Source organism: Paraburkholderia sp. GAS33 (assembly GCF_050436645.1).
GTDB lineage: Bacteria > Pseudomonadota > Gammaproteobacteria > Burkholderiales > Burkholderiaceae > Paraburkholderia > Paraburkholderia phenazinium_B.
The window spans coordinates 597856-614064 of record NZ_JBNDMP010000003.1; the positions used below are offsets into that span (position 1 = coordinate 597856).

At 60.6% G+C, this 16209-nt stretch carries 15 protein-coding genes; 9 read left to right on the plus strand and 6 right to left on the minus strand.

What is annotated here, in order from left to right:
• Window positions 1–40: 40 nt before the first annotated feature.
• The 3 genes from hpnJ to P3T24_RS13015 all read left to right on the plus strand — a co-directional run bounded on the left by hpnJ (window position 41) and on the right by P3T24_RS13015 (window position 3882).
• Entirely contained in the window at window positions 41–1483 is a 1443-nt protein-coding gene (gene hpnJ / locus P3T24_RS13005; RefSeq protein ID WP_429435058.1) for a hopanoid biosynthesis associated radical SAM protein HpnJ, read from the plus strand.
• Window positions 1484–1526: 43 nt separating this feature from the next.
• Window positions 1527–2768: a bacteriohopanetetrol glucosamine biosynthesis glycosyltransferase HpnI gene (gene hpnI / locus P3T24_RS13010; RefSeq protein ID WP_429435061.1), complete on the plus strand. Its 1242-nt coding sequence runs from the start codon at window positions 1527–1529 to the stop codon at window positions 2766–2768.
• 64 nt (window positions 2769–2832) lie between these two features.
• On the plus strand, window positions 2833–3882 hold the full coding sequence (locus P3T24_RS13015) for a lysylphosphatidylglycerol synthase domain-containing protein (RefSeq protein ID WP_429435324.1): 1050 nt from the start codon (window positions 2833–2835) through the stop codon (window positions 3880–3882).
• 8 nt (window positions 3883–3890) lie between these two features.
• Here the strand turns inward: P3T24_RS13015 and P3T24_RS13020 are convergent, their stop codons facing one another.
• Window positions 3891–4853, minus strand: a complete 963-nt coding sequence (locus P3T24_RS13020) for an AEC family transporter (protein WP_429287241.1) — start codon at window positions 4851–4853, stop codon at window positions 3891–3893.
• Window positions 4854–4958: 105 nt separating this feature from the next.
• Between P3T24_RS13020 and P3T24_RS13025 the strand changes: the two genes are divergently transcribed.
• Window positions 4959–5825 (plus strand): LysR family transcriptional regulator, encoded by an 867-nt coding sequence (locus tag P3T24_RS13025; RefSeq protein ID WP_429435063.1) that lies wholly within the window; start codon window positions 4959–4961, stop codon window positions 5823–5825.
• Here P3T24_RS13025 and P3T24_RS13030 read toward each other — a convergent pair.
• From P3T24_RS13030 to P3T24_RS13040, 3 genes are all read right to left on the minus strand, one after another.
• A complete protein-coding gene (locus P3T24_RS13030; RefSeq protein WP_429435066.1) occupies window positions 5822–6256 on the minus strand; it encodes a transcriptional regulator in 435 nt (144 codons plus the stop codon). The genes P3T24_RS13025 and P3T24_RS13030 overlap by 4 nt on opposite strands.
• Window positions 6249–8414, minus strand: coding sequence for a GNAT family N-acetyltransferase (locus tag P3T24_RS13035; protein ID WP_429435069.1), 2166 nt, complete (start codon window positions 8412–8414; stop codon window positions 6249–6251). Before P3T24_RS13035 ends, P3T24_RS13030 begins: the two co-directional genes overlap by 8 nt.
• Before the next feature lie 359 nt (window positions 8415–8773).
• Complete coding sequence (locus tag P3T24_RS13040; RefSeq protein WP_429435072.1) at window positions 8774–9424, minus strand: VC0807 family protein; 651 nt, start codon at window positions 9422–9424, stop codon at window positions 8774–8776.
• Between the two features lie 134 nt (window positions 9425–9558).
• Here P3T24_RS13040 and P3T24_RS13045 point away from each other — a divergent pair, with 134 nt between their 5' ends.
• Window positions 9559–10095, plus strand: coding sequence for a GNAT family N-acetyltransferase (locus P3T24_RS13045; RefSeq protein ID WP_429435327.1), 537 nt, complete (start codon window positions 9559–9561; stop codon window positions 10093–10095).
• Between the two features lie 38 nt (window positions 10096–10133).
• Here P3T24_RS13045 and P3T24_RS13050 read toward each other — a convergent pair whose 3' ends face one another.
• Entirely contained in the window at window positions 10134–10874 is a 741-nt protein-coding gene (locus tag P3T24_RS13050) for a GNAT family N-acetyltransferase (RefSeq protein WP_429435075.1), read from the minus strand.
• A 111-nt stretch (window positions 10875–10985) separates the two neighbouring features.
• Here P3T24_RS13050 and P3T24_RS13055 point away from each other — a divergent pair, with 111 nt between their 5' ends.
• Both P3T24_RS13055 and P3T24_RS13060 read left to right on the plus strand, forming a co-directional pair.
• Window positions 10986–12488 carry a PLP-dependent aminotransferase family protein gene (locus P3T24_RS13055; RefSeq protein ID WP_429435078.1) on the plus strand — a complete coding sequence of 501 codons (1503 nt, stop codon included), beginning with the start codon at window positions 10986–10988 and terminating at the stop codon, window positions 12486–12488.
• A gap of 260 nt (window positions 12489–12748) precedes the next feature.
• On the plus strand, window positions 12749–13069 hold the full coding sequence (locus P3T24_RS13060) for a hypothetical protein (protein ID WP_429406272.1): 321 nt from the start codon (window positions 12749–12751) through the stop codon (window positions 13067–13069).
• A 94-nt stretch (window positions 13070–13163) separates the two neighbouring features.
• Here the strand turns inward: P3T24_RS13060 and P3T24_RS13065 are convergent, their stop codons facing one another.
• Entirely contained in the window at window positions 13164–13907 is a 744-nt protein-coding gene (locus tag P3T24_RS13065) for an ArsR/SmtB family transcription factor (RefSeq protein WP_074267164.1), read from the minus strand.
• Window positions 13908–14149: 242 nt separating this feature from the next.
• Between P3T24_RS13065 and P3T24_RS13070 the strand changes: the two genes are divergently transcribed.
• Together P3T24_RS13070 and thrS are read left to right on the plus strand one after the other, a co-directional pair.
• Window positions 14150–14752: a flavin reductase family protein gene (locus P3T24_RS13070; RefSeq protein ID WP_074267165.1), complete on the plus strand. Its 603-nt coding sequence runs from the start codon at window positions 14150–14152 to the stop codon at window positions 14750–14752.
• A gap of 221 nt (window positions 14753–14973) precedes the next feature.
• A complete protein-coding gene (thrS, locus tag P3T24_RS13075; protein WP_429435082.1) occupies window positions 14974–16203 on the plus strand; it encodes a threonine--tRNA ligase in 1230 nt (409 codons plus the stop codon).
• Window positions 16204–16209 lie beyond the last annotated feature (6 nt).

Here is a 16209-nt window from a genome sequence, read left to right on the forward strand (position 1 = left end):
CGTCAATAACTAATTGCCATTCCCTACGCTATCAAGCTCGATGGAGCTGGCCGGAGCATTCATGAAAACGCTGTTTTTGCAGGCCCCGTCGTATGACGGTTTCGATGGCGGCGCGGGGTCGCGCTATCAGGCGAAGCGTGAGATCCGTTCGTTCTGGTATCCGACATGGCTCGCGCAGCCCGCGGCGCTGGTGCCGGATAGCCGCGTGCTCGACGCGCCGGCGGATGGTCTCTCGGTGGAAGCTTCGCTCGATATCGCGCAGCAGTATGACCTCGTCATTATTCATACGAGTACGCCGTCGTTTCCCACTGACGCGATGTTTGCGCAGGATCTGAAGAAGCGCAAAGCGTCGGTGATGATCGGCATGGTGGGCGCAAAGGTCGCCGTCGATCCGCACAACTCGCTGACCGCAAGCGAAGCGATCGATTTCGTCTGCCGTGAAGAATTCGATTTCACCTGCCAGGAAGTGGCGGCGGGCAAGCCTCTCGCGCAGATCCAGGGTTTGAGCTATCGCGCTGCGGACGGCTCGATCGAGCACAATGAAGCGCGTCCGATCCTCGAGAACATGGATGAGCTGCCGTTCGTGGCGCCCGTCTACAAGCGTGACCTGAAGATCGACAATTACTTCATCGGCTATCTGAAGCATCCGTACGTCTCGATCTACACGGGCCGCGGCTGCCGCTCGAAGTGCACGTTCTGCCTGTGGCCGCAAACGGTGGGCGGTCACCGCTACCGCACGCGCTCGGTAGAGAACGTGCTCGAAGAAGTGAAGTGGATCCGCGACAACATGCCCGAAGTCAAGGAGATCATGTTCGACGACGACACCTTCACGGACTTCAAGCCGCGCGTCGAAGAGATCGCACGCGGGCTGGGCAAGCTCGGCGTGACATGGTCCTGCAACGCAAAGGCCAACGTGCCGTATGCGACGCTGAAGATCATGAAGGAAAACGGCCTGCGTCTGCTGCTGGTGGGCTATGAATCGGGCGACGACCAGATCCTGCTGAACATCAAGAAGGGTTTGCGTACGGATATCGCACGACGCTTCAGCGAAGACTGCCGCAAGCTGGACATCAAGATCCACGGCACCTTCATCCTTGGGCTACCGGGCGAGACGCAGGAGACGATCGAAAAGACGATCGAGTACGCAAAGGAAATCAACCCGCACACGATCCAGGTGTCGCTCGCGGCGCCTTATCCGGGAACGACGCTCTACAACCAGGCGGTTGAAAACGGCTGGCTGCAGGAGAACAAGGTCATCAACCTGGTGAGCAAGGAAGGGGTGCAGCTCGCGGCAATCGGCTATCCGCACCTATCGCGTGAAGAGATCTATCACCATGTCGAGAGCTTCTACAAGCGCTTCTATTTCCGGCCCTCGAAGATCTGGGAGATCGTGCGCGAGATGCTGCTGAGCTGGGACATGATGAAGCGGCGTCTGCGCGAAGGCGTGGAGTTTTTCCGCTTCCTGCGCGCTCACGAAGCATAACGGGCATGTGCCTCTTCCGTCGTTCCGCGCGGAGGGACCAGGCATGAAGCGCCTCGCCTGGCTTGTGTGTCCGATCGCCGTGCTGCTTGCAATCGGGCTTGTCGACTTCGAAGGGCCTGGGCGCGCAGTGCATCTGATGCTCTCCGCGCTGGCGCTGCTGTGTGGCATGGGTGCTCTGTTTGGTATTGTCTACACGCTGCTGGCCGGCGCGTTGATCCGACGTTTCTTTGCTCGCACTCCTTCGCAACCCAGCAGCTTTCCGCCGGTCACCATCGTCAAGCCACTACATGGGGACGAGTGGACCTTGCTCAGCAACCTGTCGAGCTTTTGCCAGCAGGACTATCCGGGTCAACTGCAATTTCTGTTCGGCGTGCACGACTCGGAAGATCCTGCGCTGCAGACCGTAGAACAGCTGCGTTTGCTGCATCCCGAAGCGCACATAACGGTTGTGGCCGATGCGCGCCTGTATGGGCCAAACCGCAAGATGAGCAATATCCTCAACATGCTGCCGGAGGCGCAGCATGATGTGTTGGTGTTTGCGGATAGCGACGTGAGCGTGGGCCCGAGTTATCTGCGTAATGTGATTGGTGAGCTGCAGAAACCCGGTGTGGGACTGGTCACCTGTGTCTATCGTGGTCAACCGGATCCGGGCTTTTGGCCGCGTCTTTCGGCGAAAGCCACCAATTACCAGTTCCTGCCTAGCGTCGTGACGGGCCTGGCGTTTGGAATGGCGCGGCCGTGCTTCGGACAGACCATTGCCATGCGGCGCGAGACGCTCGAGAAGATCGGCGGCTTCGCGCAGTTCGTGCATCACCTCGCGGAAGATCATGCGATAGGCGAAGCAGTGCGGATGATCGGCGAAAAGGTGGTGATTCCGCCATTCACGGTGTCGCATGCCTGTGTGGAAAGCAGTGCCGCCAAGCTGATTGCGCACGAACTGCGCTGGAGTCGAACAATTCGCATCATCGATCCGATTGGGCACCTCGGCTCGGCACTGATTCATCCGCTAGCGTTTGCCTGGCTGACCGTGGCGTTTTCTGGCGGTGCAGCATGGGCATGGCCGCTTGCTGCGGTGGCGCTCCTCGCGCGCCTTGCGCTTAAAGTCCAGTCCGATCACGCATTGCGGCAAGCGCATCGCGATCTGTGGTTACTACCGTTCTGGGATATCGTATCGTTTTTGATCTTCGTGGCGAGTTTCTTCTCGACCCGGGTGATCTGGCGAGGCTTCAGTTTCAAGGTGGACGGCGATGGTTTGCTGTCGCCGGTTCAGGACGAGTCAAGGTAATGCGGATTTCTTTGAAAGGTTGCGTGGGTCTGGAGCTCGACGAGCCGCGCATAGCGGCTACGTGATGAAGCATCTTGGCCGTATTGCCGCGCTGGCGGGACTGCTTGCGTCGCTCTGGTTAGTTCTGCATGACAACCCCGGCGCAGTGCTTGGACTGATGCGTGCCGCAGGCGCCGGGTTGGTGCTGGCGGGACTGGCCCACGTCCTGCCGATGCTTGCCAACGCACGTGACTGGCAAAGCCTCATCCGCGGCGCAAACCGCCCGAGCGTTGCGGGCATGTTGCAGCTGGTCTGGATCCGCGAATCGGTCAACAGCATGTTGCCGGTGGCGCGCATCGGCGGCGAGGTGGTGTCGTTCCGCATGATGCGGCGGCGTGGCCTGCGTGGCTCGACCGCGGCGGCGAGTCTCGTCGTCGACATGCAACTCACGCTGATCAGCCAGTTGATGTTCACGATGGTGGGCATCGGCTTTCTGTTCGCGCATGCGGCATCCGGCACGCTACGTCTTGCGGCCGATCTGGCATGGGGCATTGTCGCGCTCACACCGCTACTGGTGCTGTTTTCGCTGGTGCAGCATGCAAGCCCGTTCGAACGCATCACCCGTGTGCTCAACCGCGCAACCAGCGGCAAGCTGGCCGCGCTCGTCGGTCAGTCAGCGCAGATCGATCAGTCGATCAAACTGATCTGGCGCCGCCGTGGCGTGGTGCTGCGTTACCTCTTCTTCTGGCAACCGTTGCAGTGCGTATTGACCGCGCTGGAGATCTGGCTCGCGCTGCATTTTCTTGGCGCGCAGGTGAGCTTTGTCGAGGCGATAGTGATCGAATCGCTGATCCAGGCGGTTAGCAGTGCGGCCTTTTTTGTGCCCGGAGGCCTAGGGGTGCAGGAAGGCGGTTTCATCCTGATCGGCGGCGCACTTGGTCTCGATCCTTCAACCTGCCTCGCACTCGCGGGCGCGCGGCGGATTCGCGATCTGCTGATCTTTGTACCGGGATTGTTTGCCTGGCAGATTGCTGAGTCTTCCGGTGAGGCGCACGTCGGCCTGGTCAGCGCGCCGTCTTCGACTACGAGGACGACAGCTGCAGCCGGCCAGGGCCACGAAGTCAAGAAGTCCTGATGGATGGATCAGCCGCGCGGCATATACAGCAACAGCAGGGACAGCGTCACGAGTGAGCCTAGCGTCGAGAGAAGTATTGTCCGTGACGTGATGTGCGCCTCCCGCCGATAAAACTCCGCGAGCATGAACGGCCCGGTGCCTGTGGGCAGCGCGGCCAGCACGACCGACATCTCCACCAGCATGGGCGATAGCGCGAACACGCGCGCGGCCAGCCACCACGTCAAAGCCGGTTGCAGCAGCAATTTGGCGCCCGTCAGTGCCCAGGACGCGACGTGGTTCGACGTCGAGGGTGCGGAGGACCTGTCTGCAGGCGTCCGTTTTTCAGCAAGGAACAATCCGAGGCTGACCAGCGCGCAGGGGCTTGCCGCACCGCCCAGCAGCTTCAGGAATGTCTCCGCGCTTTGCGGCAACGTCACGTGAACGCTGGCGACCAGCACGCCGACGATCGGCGACACGATCAGCGGATTGCGCGCCAAGGACCGCACTACCTTGAACGCCAGCCGATGTGGCGCGCGTTCGGTCTGCAGTCCCACTTCAATCAGGACGATCGCGATCGCAAACAACACGCAGGCGACGAGGATCGTGGCGATCGTGGTCGGCGTCTGGCTGGCTTGTCCGAATGCGATCAGGCACAGCGGAAAGCCAATGTAGCCGGTGTTCGGATACGATCCTGCAATGGCATCGACGCTGGCATCGGCGAGCGGCCGGCCACTCAGCAGACGGACCACGAGAATCAGCACGAATACGACGGAACAGGAGAGCGCGAAGGTGGCGACAAACGCCGGCTGATAAAGCTGATGCCAGGTAGCGTGCGCCATGATGTCGAACAGCAGCGCAGGCAAGGCGAGCCAGACGACAAAACGGTTCAGCTCCGACGCCGCCGTGGGGCCCAGCAGGCCCCGCTTGCGGCACACGAACCCCGCGAAAATCAGGCCAAATACGGGAAGCAGGATCTCAAGGGTCGATAACATCGGTGTGGCAGGCTGGCGGCTGGAAAAGACAATGCGCCAGAGTAGTGGTTCGGGTTGATACAATCAAATACCGTTTCAGGCGTTCAACAATACCTTTTTTGCATCGTGATCGACGTCAAACCGCTGCGCTATTTCGTGACGCTTGCCGAGACCCGCCATTTTGGCCGGGCTGCGGCACGGCTCAATCTGTCGCAACCGCCGTTGAGCCGCCAACTGGCGGCGCTCGAGGCGAGTCTGGGCGTGACGCTGATCGAGCGCAGTCCGCGCAGCGTCACGCTGACGGCGGCGGGCGAGCGCTTCTATGTGGATGCCAAGGCCATTCTCAGCGCGATTGAACAGGCCGCGCGCAATGCGCAGGCCGCCGCGCATGGCGATGCCGGCACGCTGGCGATTGGCTTCACGATGTGCGCGGCGTATAGCGTGGTGCCGGGATACGCGCGGACCTTCGGTGCCGCGTATCCGGAGGTGACGCTGAATCTGCGCGAGGTGGTGTCGAACGATCTGGCGGCACAGGTGCTGGCCGGCCAGATCGACGCGGCGATCATGTTTCCGAGCGTGCCTAACAGGGGGCTCGAGGCGCGCACGATTGTCCGCGAACCGCTCTGCGTGGCACTGTCGCGCGCGCATCCGCGTGCCCGGGCGCGGCAGTTGAAGATTGGGCAACTGGCGGGCGAGCCGTTCGTGTTGGCCTCGGAGGAGGTGGCACCTACGTTGCGGGCCACCATTCTCGAGCATTGCCGCTCAGGTGGTTTCGAGCCCGACATCCGTTTCGAAGTGCAATTGCAGCAGACCGTGCTCAGTCTTGTCGACGAAGGCGTCGGCGTTGCGCTGGTACCTGCGTCGATGCGTAAGGCGCAGCTTGCGGGCGTGGTGTTCCGGCCGCTGGCGGATGCGCCGATGATCGAGCAGGTGCTGGTGTGGTCGCCGGTGAACCGGAATCCGTGTCTGGTGCGGTTTTTGGAGCTGGCTTAGCGCTTCCCCTCCATCGCGTGCACGAGCGGGCTATCCGGGGAGAGGCGGATGAAAAACTGAGGAGGTTGAAAACCTGCTGACGCCTCTCTCAATTCCATCAACGATACTGCCCCAGAGAGGCGCTGGGGGTCCTGCAAGCCCAGAGCAAACCCTTTGGAGATTCCATCAAAATAATCGAAAAACTCCTGCCGGGTGATGCAACAGACACCAGCAAATCGTTTCCATAATGTCGAGGGCGCCAAGGAGTGCGCAGCGCTCACCCGGGCACAACCGACCACTCTCCCGACCGGCAGCTTCACATAGATCCACACGACTGTTCCCGCCTTTACGTTCATCGGGCGTCGTCTGAGCTCGACGTGCTTCCTTCCGGAGAAGATGTTGTCCGCGTGACGCTTCTCGAGGGAGATAAGTACGTGTTCTGTCTCATCCATGGGCAAAGCCCTCAGCGACGATTGCCTCAAGCTGTGAGTCATCGATTTTATGGGTTGTAAGGAGTTGAGTGGGGGTGCCGCAGCCAAGTGACTGCAGCCTGGCCAGTGCCACAGGGCGATCAAAGCAGATCAGATTGTCGAAAGCGGTGACGGTCTTGATCTTTGAGCGGCCGATTGCCGCTAGTCCGGCAGCGTCGAGGATGGAGGGATCCAGATCTGATCTGTCCATCGCTTCCTCGGATTTTAGATATGCGTGCTGGACACGCGCAAGTGCAACAACGGCGCCCAAACCTCCACTTCCGGCGGATTCGTAGAACAGGACGAGTGTGCCACGCTTGAAGTGTTTAAGCGTCTGCTTTCCGCTGAGATAATGCTTCTCAGTGTATAGCGCGGTTTTCGGATGTGGAAGTAGGCTTTTCTGTGGCAGGTGGGCCAGAAGATGTTCGGCAAAGTCCCTGCGCACAGGCGTAATCACGGCAGGTCTTCCTTTGAGGACAAAAGCGGTCGGCGATAGAAGCGATTCAAGCGCCATCAGGGACACGTGAATCGGGTTCCCGTCCGGTCTCACAAGGCGGAGTTGCTGGTCCACGCTCCGGAACGCGGGCATGGATGTTGGCAGTTGGAGCCGGCCTGCTGTAAAGAGCGCGTTGTTGCATTGCGTCCAGTTCGATTGCGTAACCACACGGCCGAGGACCACCTTCGTAAGCGATGCATCTCCCGCTGTACCGCCAAAGCCGAGTTTCGACGCAACTTCACGTATCCGGGCCTGACGGGGGGGAAATTCGAGTTTGATTTGTGTTGTTCCCGCTGCCGTGGCTTGCTTGATCAAATAATGCATCAGTGCGCGGGCGGCATTCAGAGCGTTAGGTTGAGTTTCGTCGACACCGATGCGCGCATTGATGCTACTACCCGGTGCGGGTTTCGGCCACATCAGGTAGCCCGCCAGTTCATCTCCGCACCAGGCGCCTTGGCGGACGCAAACGCGTTGATTCGAGTCGACCGCACCCCACGCGGAAACAATTGTCGAACCAGGTAGCCCGAGGTCCGATAAGAATTGATGAACGACGGCATCCTCGGTTGCCGTGATCGGTGTCAATGATACTGTGTCGCTCAATGCAGTCTCAAAGGTTTCCTCCCGGGCGTCGAAAGCGTTCAGATCTTTGAAAGCGACAGGGGAGATGACTTGAATGTCAAACTCCTCCTTGAGTCGTGCTGCGGCGTTCAGAATCGACGTGTCGTTGGTTACGAGACCTGTAAGCCGGTGGTGGATGGCGGTTGCCAAATGACGTAGATCCGAAACGTCGTTGGCGCTCAACGTCCCGGTTCGCTGCCTCGTGGGAAATACCACTAATGCGAGCCGAGGCGCGAGAGCATTCCACTCTGCATCGCCGGGACATGGGAATGTGGGGAAAATGCGCGCGTATGCCAGCATAGGATCAGTTCGCCCTTCGCTTGCCGTCCGCGTAAGTTCCGCGTTGATTTCCATACTTAGCGCGAGCTGGCAGGAACCCATGCGCTCAGCGCGAAAGAGGTCGAGGATATCCTCGTTCCTGCGTCTGCGCGGTCCAAGATCAAACAGCACATTGAGATCGAGTAGAAAGAGCGGTATCTCGGCGCCCGACGAGAAATCGAGTCCTAGCGGATCGCTGTTGCTGATTCCGCTTGAGGCAAAGAGTTGGGGAGTGTTGAGTTCGTGACTCCGCACCAAAATTGTTCTCTTGCGTGACTTGCCCCCCGGTTCGACTCGTTGCACATAGAAATTTTGGGTGTGCCAGAATTTGTTGGCCTCGGCGAGATCTTCCGCCACTCGCGCGTACACCGAGATAAATGCGTGTTCTTCTAGATGAGTTTTGAGATGATCTAGCAGGCGTTTGGCTACTCCGCGCTTTCTAAACAAAGGGTCAACGAAAATCTGCAGGACGTTTGCCTTCGGGTGTCGGGCATCAAATAGAAGGTGCCCGGCATAGGCGCGAGTCGGACCACTTTGGCTAGCGCAAACAAATAGTTGATCCTTGCGGGAAAAATCGTTGAAAACCGATGCGGGGAAAAATCCTAGCGCGTTCCTGGCTCGATCTGCTGCGTGGACGACCTCACTGACTAGAGGCGCTACATCAGCGTAATCAACCAGAATCAAAAAGTTATCTTGTTCTACCTTCATGTTATTTCGTGTCCTCCCAACGCATCACTTCTGACCTCAACTCCGAGGACAAAACATTTCACTTGGTAATCTCAATTTATTTAAGATTCCTGTACATAAAAAGTGAAAGCTTCACCGAAGCCGAATAGCAACAATAGCATTTTTGAGGGAGTAGCAATGGAATTTCGTTGCTCGAACTTTCGTAGTTAAGCTGTTGTGGATAGCGGAAAAGGCTTTTACGTCTTCTGTGCGAAACGTAATCAAAAAAGAGGGGGTATTTCGTACGCTTTGCGAGCGCTGCGCTGACGGAGTGAATGAAGTCCATGTACTTTAGTGATCTTCACTCAGCGCATCCCAGATCTGCAATCGAACACGGGGAGTTATAGCTCGGCAGCGTTGTGCGGCTGATTTATCAAACGTTCGGCATCCTGCTTGATACGTCGTCGATACCAGAGCGTCCACAACATAAGGACGCCATAAAAACTGTAGCGCACGAGATTCGACACCAGCGCCGCATGAGGACTACTCTCGGCGTCCCAAACAATCGACGTGCGTATCACGTTCTCCGCTACAAGACCGATACCCCACACCAGCGTCATGACGCGGACTCTCGAGGCCAGTGTGGGACTCTCCCGCCAGTCCCGTTCGAATTCGCTCGCGTTTTGCATACTCTCGCGAGCCATGGTGGATCGCGCCAGGTAGAACACGATCGGACGCGGCAGCAACAGCGAAACGAGAAAAGCGACGCCGATCATGCCCGACACCATCGGCTCTTCAATCGTCAGCTCTTGCGGAACGCCAGTCACAGTGACCGTCGCCAGCGAGAGCAGGATGCCGATCAGAACGATGCTGCTCAAGGCGTCGAAATGGCGGTGACGTACCAGGTCCCAGGTCATCCACGCAATGAGCGGCAAGGCCGAAGCGAGCAGAGCACCCGCTTGCCCCCAATGCGGATGGGCGAGGCGGTAAGCGAGCCACGGCAGCGCGAAGTTGATGAAAACGGCGGACAGGTATCTGAGTCGAAGCTTCATGCGCTGTGCTCCGAGTGGGCGCTTATGCTTCTTGCGGACGTGCGTTCATGCAGGTCAGAGCGGATCGCGCGGACCATTTTATGCCCAAAATCTGCGATCATCCCATCCACCCCTCAACCTTCTTCCTCCTCCCTATGACCGAGTTAAGCACGCTCCTCGAAACCGATCGCCTGATCATGCGTCCCCACGTCCGGGCGGATTTCGGCGATAGCTTCGCGATGTGGTCCGATCCCGAGGTGACGCGCTTTATCGGCGGCCAGCCGTCCACCCGCGAGGAGACCTGGTCGCGTCTGCTGCGCTATGTGGGACATTGGACGATGCTGGGCTTCGGGTACTGGGCGGTGCGCGACAAAGTGAGTGGCACGTTCATCGGAGAAATCGGTTTTGCCAATTTCGAGCGGCAGACCGAGCCGTCGCTCGGCGGCATGCCCGAAGTCGGCTGGGCGCTGACGCCCGCCGCACAGGGGCATGGCTATGCGACCGAAGGCGTGCGCGCGGCCCTGAAGTGGGCCGATGCAAAATGGCCCGCCGCCGACACCGCCTGCATTATCGCGCCGGAGAACGCGCCCTCCTTGCGTGTGGCGCAGAAGTGCGGCTACGTGGAGTGGACCCGCGGAACCTACAAGGGCAAACCGCAGATCCATCTACGTCGCGCCGCAGGGGCCGCCTGAGACGCGTGCGTCAGGGCTCGAGCCTCGACGCACCGAACTCAGCCGCCCGCCTCGCCCGCTATCGCTCGCCGCCGTGCAATCAGATCCGCAAGCTTTTCGCGCTGATTACCCTCGGCGTCGAAATTGCTCTGCTCGAGCCATTGCGCGAAACCCTCGCGTACCGCCGGATATTCACTGTCGATGACAGAAAACCAAGCGGTATCGCGATTGCGTCCACGGGTGACGATCGCCTGGCGGAAGATTCCTTCGAACTTGAAGCCGTACCGTAGCGCCGCCGCCCGCGATGGTGCGTTGAGCGAATCGCACTTCCATTCGAAACGCCGGTAGCCAAGGTCCTCGAACACGTAGGTCATCAACAGCGCCATCGCGTCGCTGGCGATACGGGTTCTCTTCAGACGCGGCGAGTAGGTGACGTGGCCGACTTCGATCACGCCATTAGGCGCGTCGATGCGCATCAAGGCTAATGTGCCGACGGCCTTGCCGGTCGCGAGATCGATCACTGCATGGTGCATCGGATCGGCCAGCGCCGCGGCCTTCGTCAGGTGTTCGCGATACGCTTCGAGGCTCTGGAACGGCCCCACGGCCAGATAGGTCCAGTCGCGACCGTCCGTGGCGGTGCTATAGGCTTCGTAGAGGTCTTCGACATGCCGCTCCACATCCACCCGCTCGATCCGGCAATAGCGTCCGACGAGCGGCTCACGCCCGGGTAGCTGAGCGCCCTTCCAGTCTGGTAAGTCAAAGCCGATTGGCTGCTTGTATTCGTTGAGGCGTAGTTCCACTTTTTTCTCCTGGCTTGCTTGCATTCAGGAGAGACAATACGGCAAACGTGGTATGTTAAAAAGATCCACGAAAGCAGTATTTGATAGGTCCACAGGGTAGGTCGATACACGATGATCGAAATCATAGGGCCGTTGGCGCATGACGCCGTCACGCCGGCCGGCAAGCCTGTGCCACTGCAGAAGCAGTTGATCGGGCGTCTGCAGCAGGCGATTCTGGCCGGGCGGCTGCCGGCAGGAGCCTTGTTGCCGTCGTCGAGGCTGCTCGCGGCAGAACTCGGCGTCTCGCGCAACACGGTGGTGATCGCGTACGACCATCTGGTCGCCGAAGGCTACGTGCTGGCCGATCGCAAGGGCACGCGCGTGAATCCGCTATCCAGCCCCGCATTGCGCGTCGACGCGCGCCCGGATATGGCTACCGCCGAGGTTGCCTACGCGGCGCGGCTCGAGCCGTTCGCCGCACTCCGGCCGCATCCGGGCGGGATGGCTGTTTTGATGCCGGGCACTCCGGCGCTCGATCGCTTTCCGCTCGGCGCGTGGCGCCGTTCGCTCGAGCGCGCCATGGAGCGTGCGTTGCCGCATTTGCTCGGCTACGGCGACCCCGCCGGCGAGCCGGCCTTGCGCGACGCCATTGCCGCGCATCTGCGCGTGGCGCGTGGCGTCAGTTGCGACGGCTCTCAGGTGGTTATCACCGAGGGCGCGCAGGAAGCGTTGAACCTGTGTGTGAGGCTGCTCACCAATCCCGGCGATATCGCATGGGTCGAAGATCCCGGCTATCGCGGCGCCAAAGCGGCCTTCAACCTGGGTGATCTGAAAACCGTGCCGATCCGCGTCGATCAGGAAGGCATGGACGTGCCGGCGGATGCGTGGCGCGTCAGCCCACCCAAACTGATTTATACGTCGCCCGCGCATCAGTATCCGACGGGCGCCGTGCTCTCGGTGGCGCGGCGGCTCGAACTGATCGCGCAGGCGCGGCGTGCGGGCGCCTGGCTGATCGAGGATGACTACGACGGCGAGTTCCGTCACACCGGCGAACCGATCGCCAGCATGCAGGGGCTCGTGCCCGACGCGCCGGTGCTGTATGTCGGATCGTTCAGCAAGACGATGTTTCCGGCGCTGCGGATCGGCTTTGTCGTGCTACCGCGCAGCATGGTGGCGCAGACGCGCACACCGTTGCAGGAAATGCTGCGCGGCGGTCATCGGCTTGAGCAGTGGGCGCTGGCGAACTTTATCGAAAGCGGCGAATTTGGCCGCCATCTGGGCCGGATGCGGCGGCTTTACCGTGAGCGGCAACAGGCGTTGCGCGAGGCGCTGGCTGCGCACTTTGAACCGGCGCAGGTTCTCGGCGGCAATTGCGGCATGCATCTGACGCTCAGACTGCCGCCGCACATATCGGATCGCGCGGTCGTCGATCTTGCGCAGCAGCAACAGATCAGCGCGCGTGCGCTTTCCGGGTTCACGTTACAGCCGCAAGACGAAGACAACGGGCTTGTGATCGGCTATGGGAATACGTCGGCGGAGCAGATTGAGACGGCGGTCCGTTCGCTGGCGCGATGTGCAAGCGAGGTGGCGGGCACGGTGCGTCCGAGACGGCGTGTTGCAGGTGCGAGGACCTAAAGACCTGAACGCGTGAACGCGCGAGCATGCCCATGGCCTCGCGTCGTGTAAGTTTTACTTTTGTTGAAACGCTCGGCGCGTTGTCTTTACGCGATCTCAGAACGCCTGAAGCTCGCCTGCACGCTGTCCCGGCTTTGCGATGTCCATGCCACCGCTTATCCCACCGGACTCACACCTCACTGGCCGTAGTCGGCATTGCCTCGGGCATGAAGAATGCCTTATGTTCTCTCGTGACGAACCTTCGTTCATTCAGAGAGGACATGATGGATATTCGACCGACCGCGTGGTTTCCGCTGGACCGTTATACGCCCGTCCGTGACGGCTGGTACGAGGTTCAGCTAGTGAGCGGCGATACGGCGTTTGCGAAGTTCGGCGAGAGCGAGTGGAGCGAAAAGCCGCTGCTCGTATTCACGCATTGGAGAGGGCTTTCCTCCGATCCGGCCCGCTCCGGCGAAAGCGAGTCGTTCAGCGCCGAGGCAACCGCAGCCGAAGGCGTTCGCGCGGCTTGGAATGCGTTCTTTCCGGGGCTTGGTGGGGAGCAGCACAAACCGCTGGAACCTGAGCACGGCGAGAAGAGCTAATTCACGTGCGGCCGTGATGCGCCATCCACGGATTGCGATGGCGCATCTCGACAGCAAACCGGTGACGCACCGCGTCACTCAACTTTCATCGTGTCTACGCTTCGGGCACGACCTCCACACGTCTGTCGTCGACGGCGAGTTCCCCCAGCCTTCCTTCGATACCCAATTCGTCTTTTAGCCACGCCCAGCCTTGCGGCGTCACCTGTACCGCGCGCGTTGCCTTGACCCGCCGCAACCAGCCCTTCGCGCACAGCAGCTTCATCCATTGCACACCGAGCGGCCCAGCCAGATGATGCTGCCGCTCCGACCAGTCCAGGCACTGGCGCGCGAGACCTCGGCGCGTGGGTTGCAAATCAGGCACGTTCAACCCCATCCGGGCGAACCAGTCCATTCCAGCGGGGCTGACCTCGAACTGCTTGTCGGTTGCCGCTACGATCACACCGCGCCGTTCCAACGCCTGAGTGACCGCAACGCCGAGTTGTCCCGCCAGATGATCGTAACAGCAGCGTGCAAAGCGCAACTTCCTGGCGTCCGCGCTGAGCGGCTTGATACGAGGGCGGCTCGGCGGCGTGATCGACGCGAGGTTTTCCAGCAGCAATGCCACGTGCGATCCGCCTAGCCGGTAATAGCGGTGCCGGCCCTGCGCTTCGACTTCGACGAGTCCCCCGGCCAGCAGCTTCGCCAGATGCGTGCTGGCGGTCTGCGCGGTCACGCCGGCCGCATAGGCGAGCTCGCCGGCGGGCAGTGCCCGTCCGTCGACCAGTGCCATCAGCATGCTGGCGCGGGCTGGGTCGGCGATCAGGAAGGCGGTGGACGCGATATTTGGTTGGGCACACATGGTCGATCTCCTGTCGATCGGCGCCGGCGCTTTAGCGCGCGACTCCGATCCCATGCAACGTAGTGGCTGCGATGTTTCCATCATAGGGGCTCGCGGAGGCCGCATGCTTCGATGCGTATCGAAACGTTGTGGCGCCGCTGGGCACTGGTGCCCCAACTCTTGGCTAGAATGCCATCTGGCTCGGATTCGATACGCAGGCACGCCGCACGAACCGATGGACTGTTCGCACGATGAAGGCAGATATGAAAGGCACCAGAGAACCAGTCGAACTATCGCGGGCGACCCAGTTACTGAATCACGGTCCAGTCACCGTGATCACCAGCGCGCACGCCGGACGTACGAACGTCATGGCGGCCTCATGGGCCATGCCGCTCGATTTCAATCCGCCGAAAATCGTGGTGGTGGTCGACAGCCGCACCCTCACGCGGCAACTGATCGAAGCGAGCGGCGTGTTCGGCCTGCAACTGCCGAGCCGCGGATTCGCCCGGCAGACGCTTGCGGTCGGCTCGACGCCCGGCAACGATCTCGACAAGTTCGCTGCATTCGATCTGGAGACGTTTCCGGGTCAGCGCATCGACGTGCCGATGCTAGCCGGCTGCATCACGTGGATGGAATGCAAGGTGATTCCCGACGACAGCCAGCGCCACGATCTGATTATCGGCGAAGTGGTGGCGGCGTACGCCGATAGCCGTGTCTATTCGAAGAACCGCTGGCATTTCGGCGACGATCCGGATCTGCGCACCTGTCACTACGTGGCAGGCGGGACTTTTTTCGCCACCGGCGAGGCGTTTGAAGTGGAGCCTGCGATAAGCGGGGCGGCAAGCAATTCCGAAAGTGTCGATTGACGTTTCACCAACAGATCGTTTATTGTCGACTCATGGACCTCTTTTCGTTCTCCTTCGCGCCTGTCACCACCACGACGGCCACCCTCATGGGCGGGTCGTCTGGAGGTTGCGCGCGCTAGAGCAACAAGCTGCTGCAAACCCCCAAGGGCCCCGCCGGAGACGGACGGGGCTCTTGGCGTTTACGGCCTTCCGTCGATGGCTCACATCAAACGGAGCGTACTGTGAACGACCTCGATCATCGTGTATTGGGTAACAGGCTGGACCTTTTCCACCAACAGGAGGAAGGCCCCGGCATGGTCTTCTGGCATCCGCGCGGCTGGGAGTTATACCGCGTGCTGGAGGACTACATTCGCCAGCGAATGCGGCGTGCGGGTTTCCGCGAAATCCGCACGCCGCAACTGCTCGCCCGCTCGTTGTGGGAACGTAGCGGGCATTGGGAAAAATTCGGCGCGAACATGTATTCGTTCTCCGAAGGACACGAAACGGGCGGTGAAGAAAGCGCCTCCGAAGCGCGTGCGCTCTGTCTCAAACCGATGAGCTGCCCTTGTCACGTGCAGGTGTTCAATCAGCGCGTGCGTTCGTACCGCGAGTTGCCGGTACGTTATAGCGAGTTTGGCGCCTGTCATCGCGATGAACCCTCCGGCTCGCTGGAAGGGCTCAAGCGTACGCGCGCATTCGTGCAGGACGATGCCCACGTGTTCTGTATGGAAGCGCAAATCGAAGCTGAAGTCGGACGCTTTTGCGATCTGCTGCGGCACGTCTATGCTGATCTCGGATTCCCGGCATTTTCAGTGGCGCTGGCGACGCGTCCCGATGTGCGCGCGGGCTCGGATGAGGTATGGGATCGTGCCGAAGCAGCGCTCGCGCAAGCCGCCTTCGCGGCCGGACTGCAGTTCGAGGTGCGCGAGGGCGAGGGGGCGTTTTATGGCCCCAAACTGGAATTCCATCTGATCGATAGCCGCGAGCGTAGCTGGCAATGCGGCACGGTTCAACTCGACTTCGTCCTGCCGGAGCGGCTCGATGCGCTCTATGTCAACGAGCACAACGAACGCGAGCGTCCCGTGATGGTCCATCACGCGGTGCTCGGCAGCATGGAGCGTTTCATTGGCCTGCTGCTCGAGCATCACGAAGGCTGGCTGCCTATGTGGCTGGCACCGGACCAGGTTGCGGTAGCGACGATCAACGATGCAAGCGCCGCGTACGCCACGCGGGTCGTGCAGGCGCTTGAGGAGGCCGGCGTGAGAGTGGTCCTCGACGACCGGCCGGAACGGCTCGAAAAGAAGATCTACGACGCGCGCGAAATGCAGGTGCCGATCTTCGTCGCAGTCGGGCCGCGCGACGAACGCGACCAGACGATCAGTATCCGTGAACGGGATGGGCAACAGGTGGTGCTTGCAATGGCCGAAGGTGTTGAGCGTTTGCGACACGCGGGCACGCCGCCCGCGAAATAGCAGGGC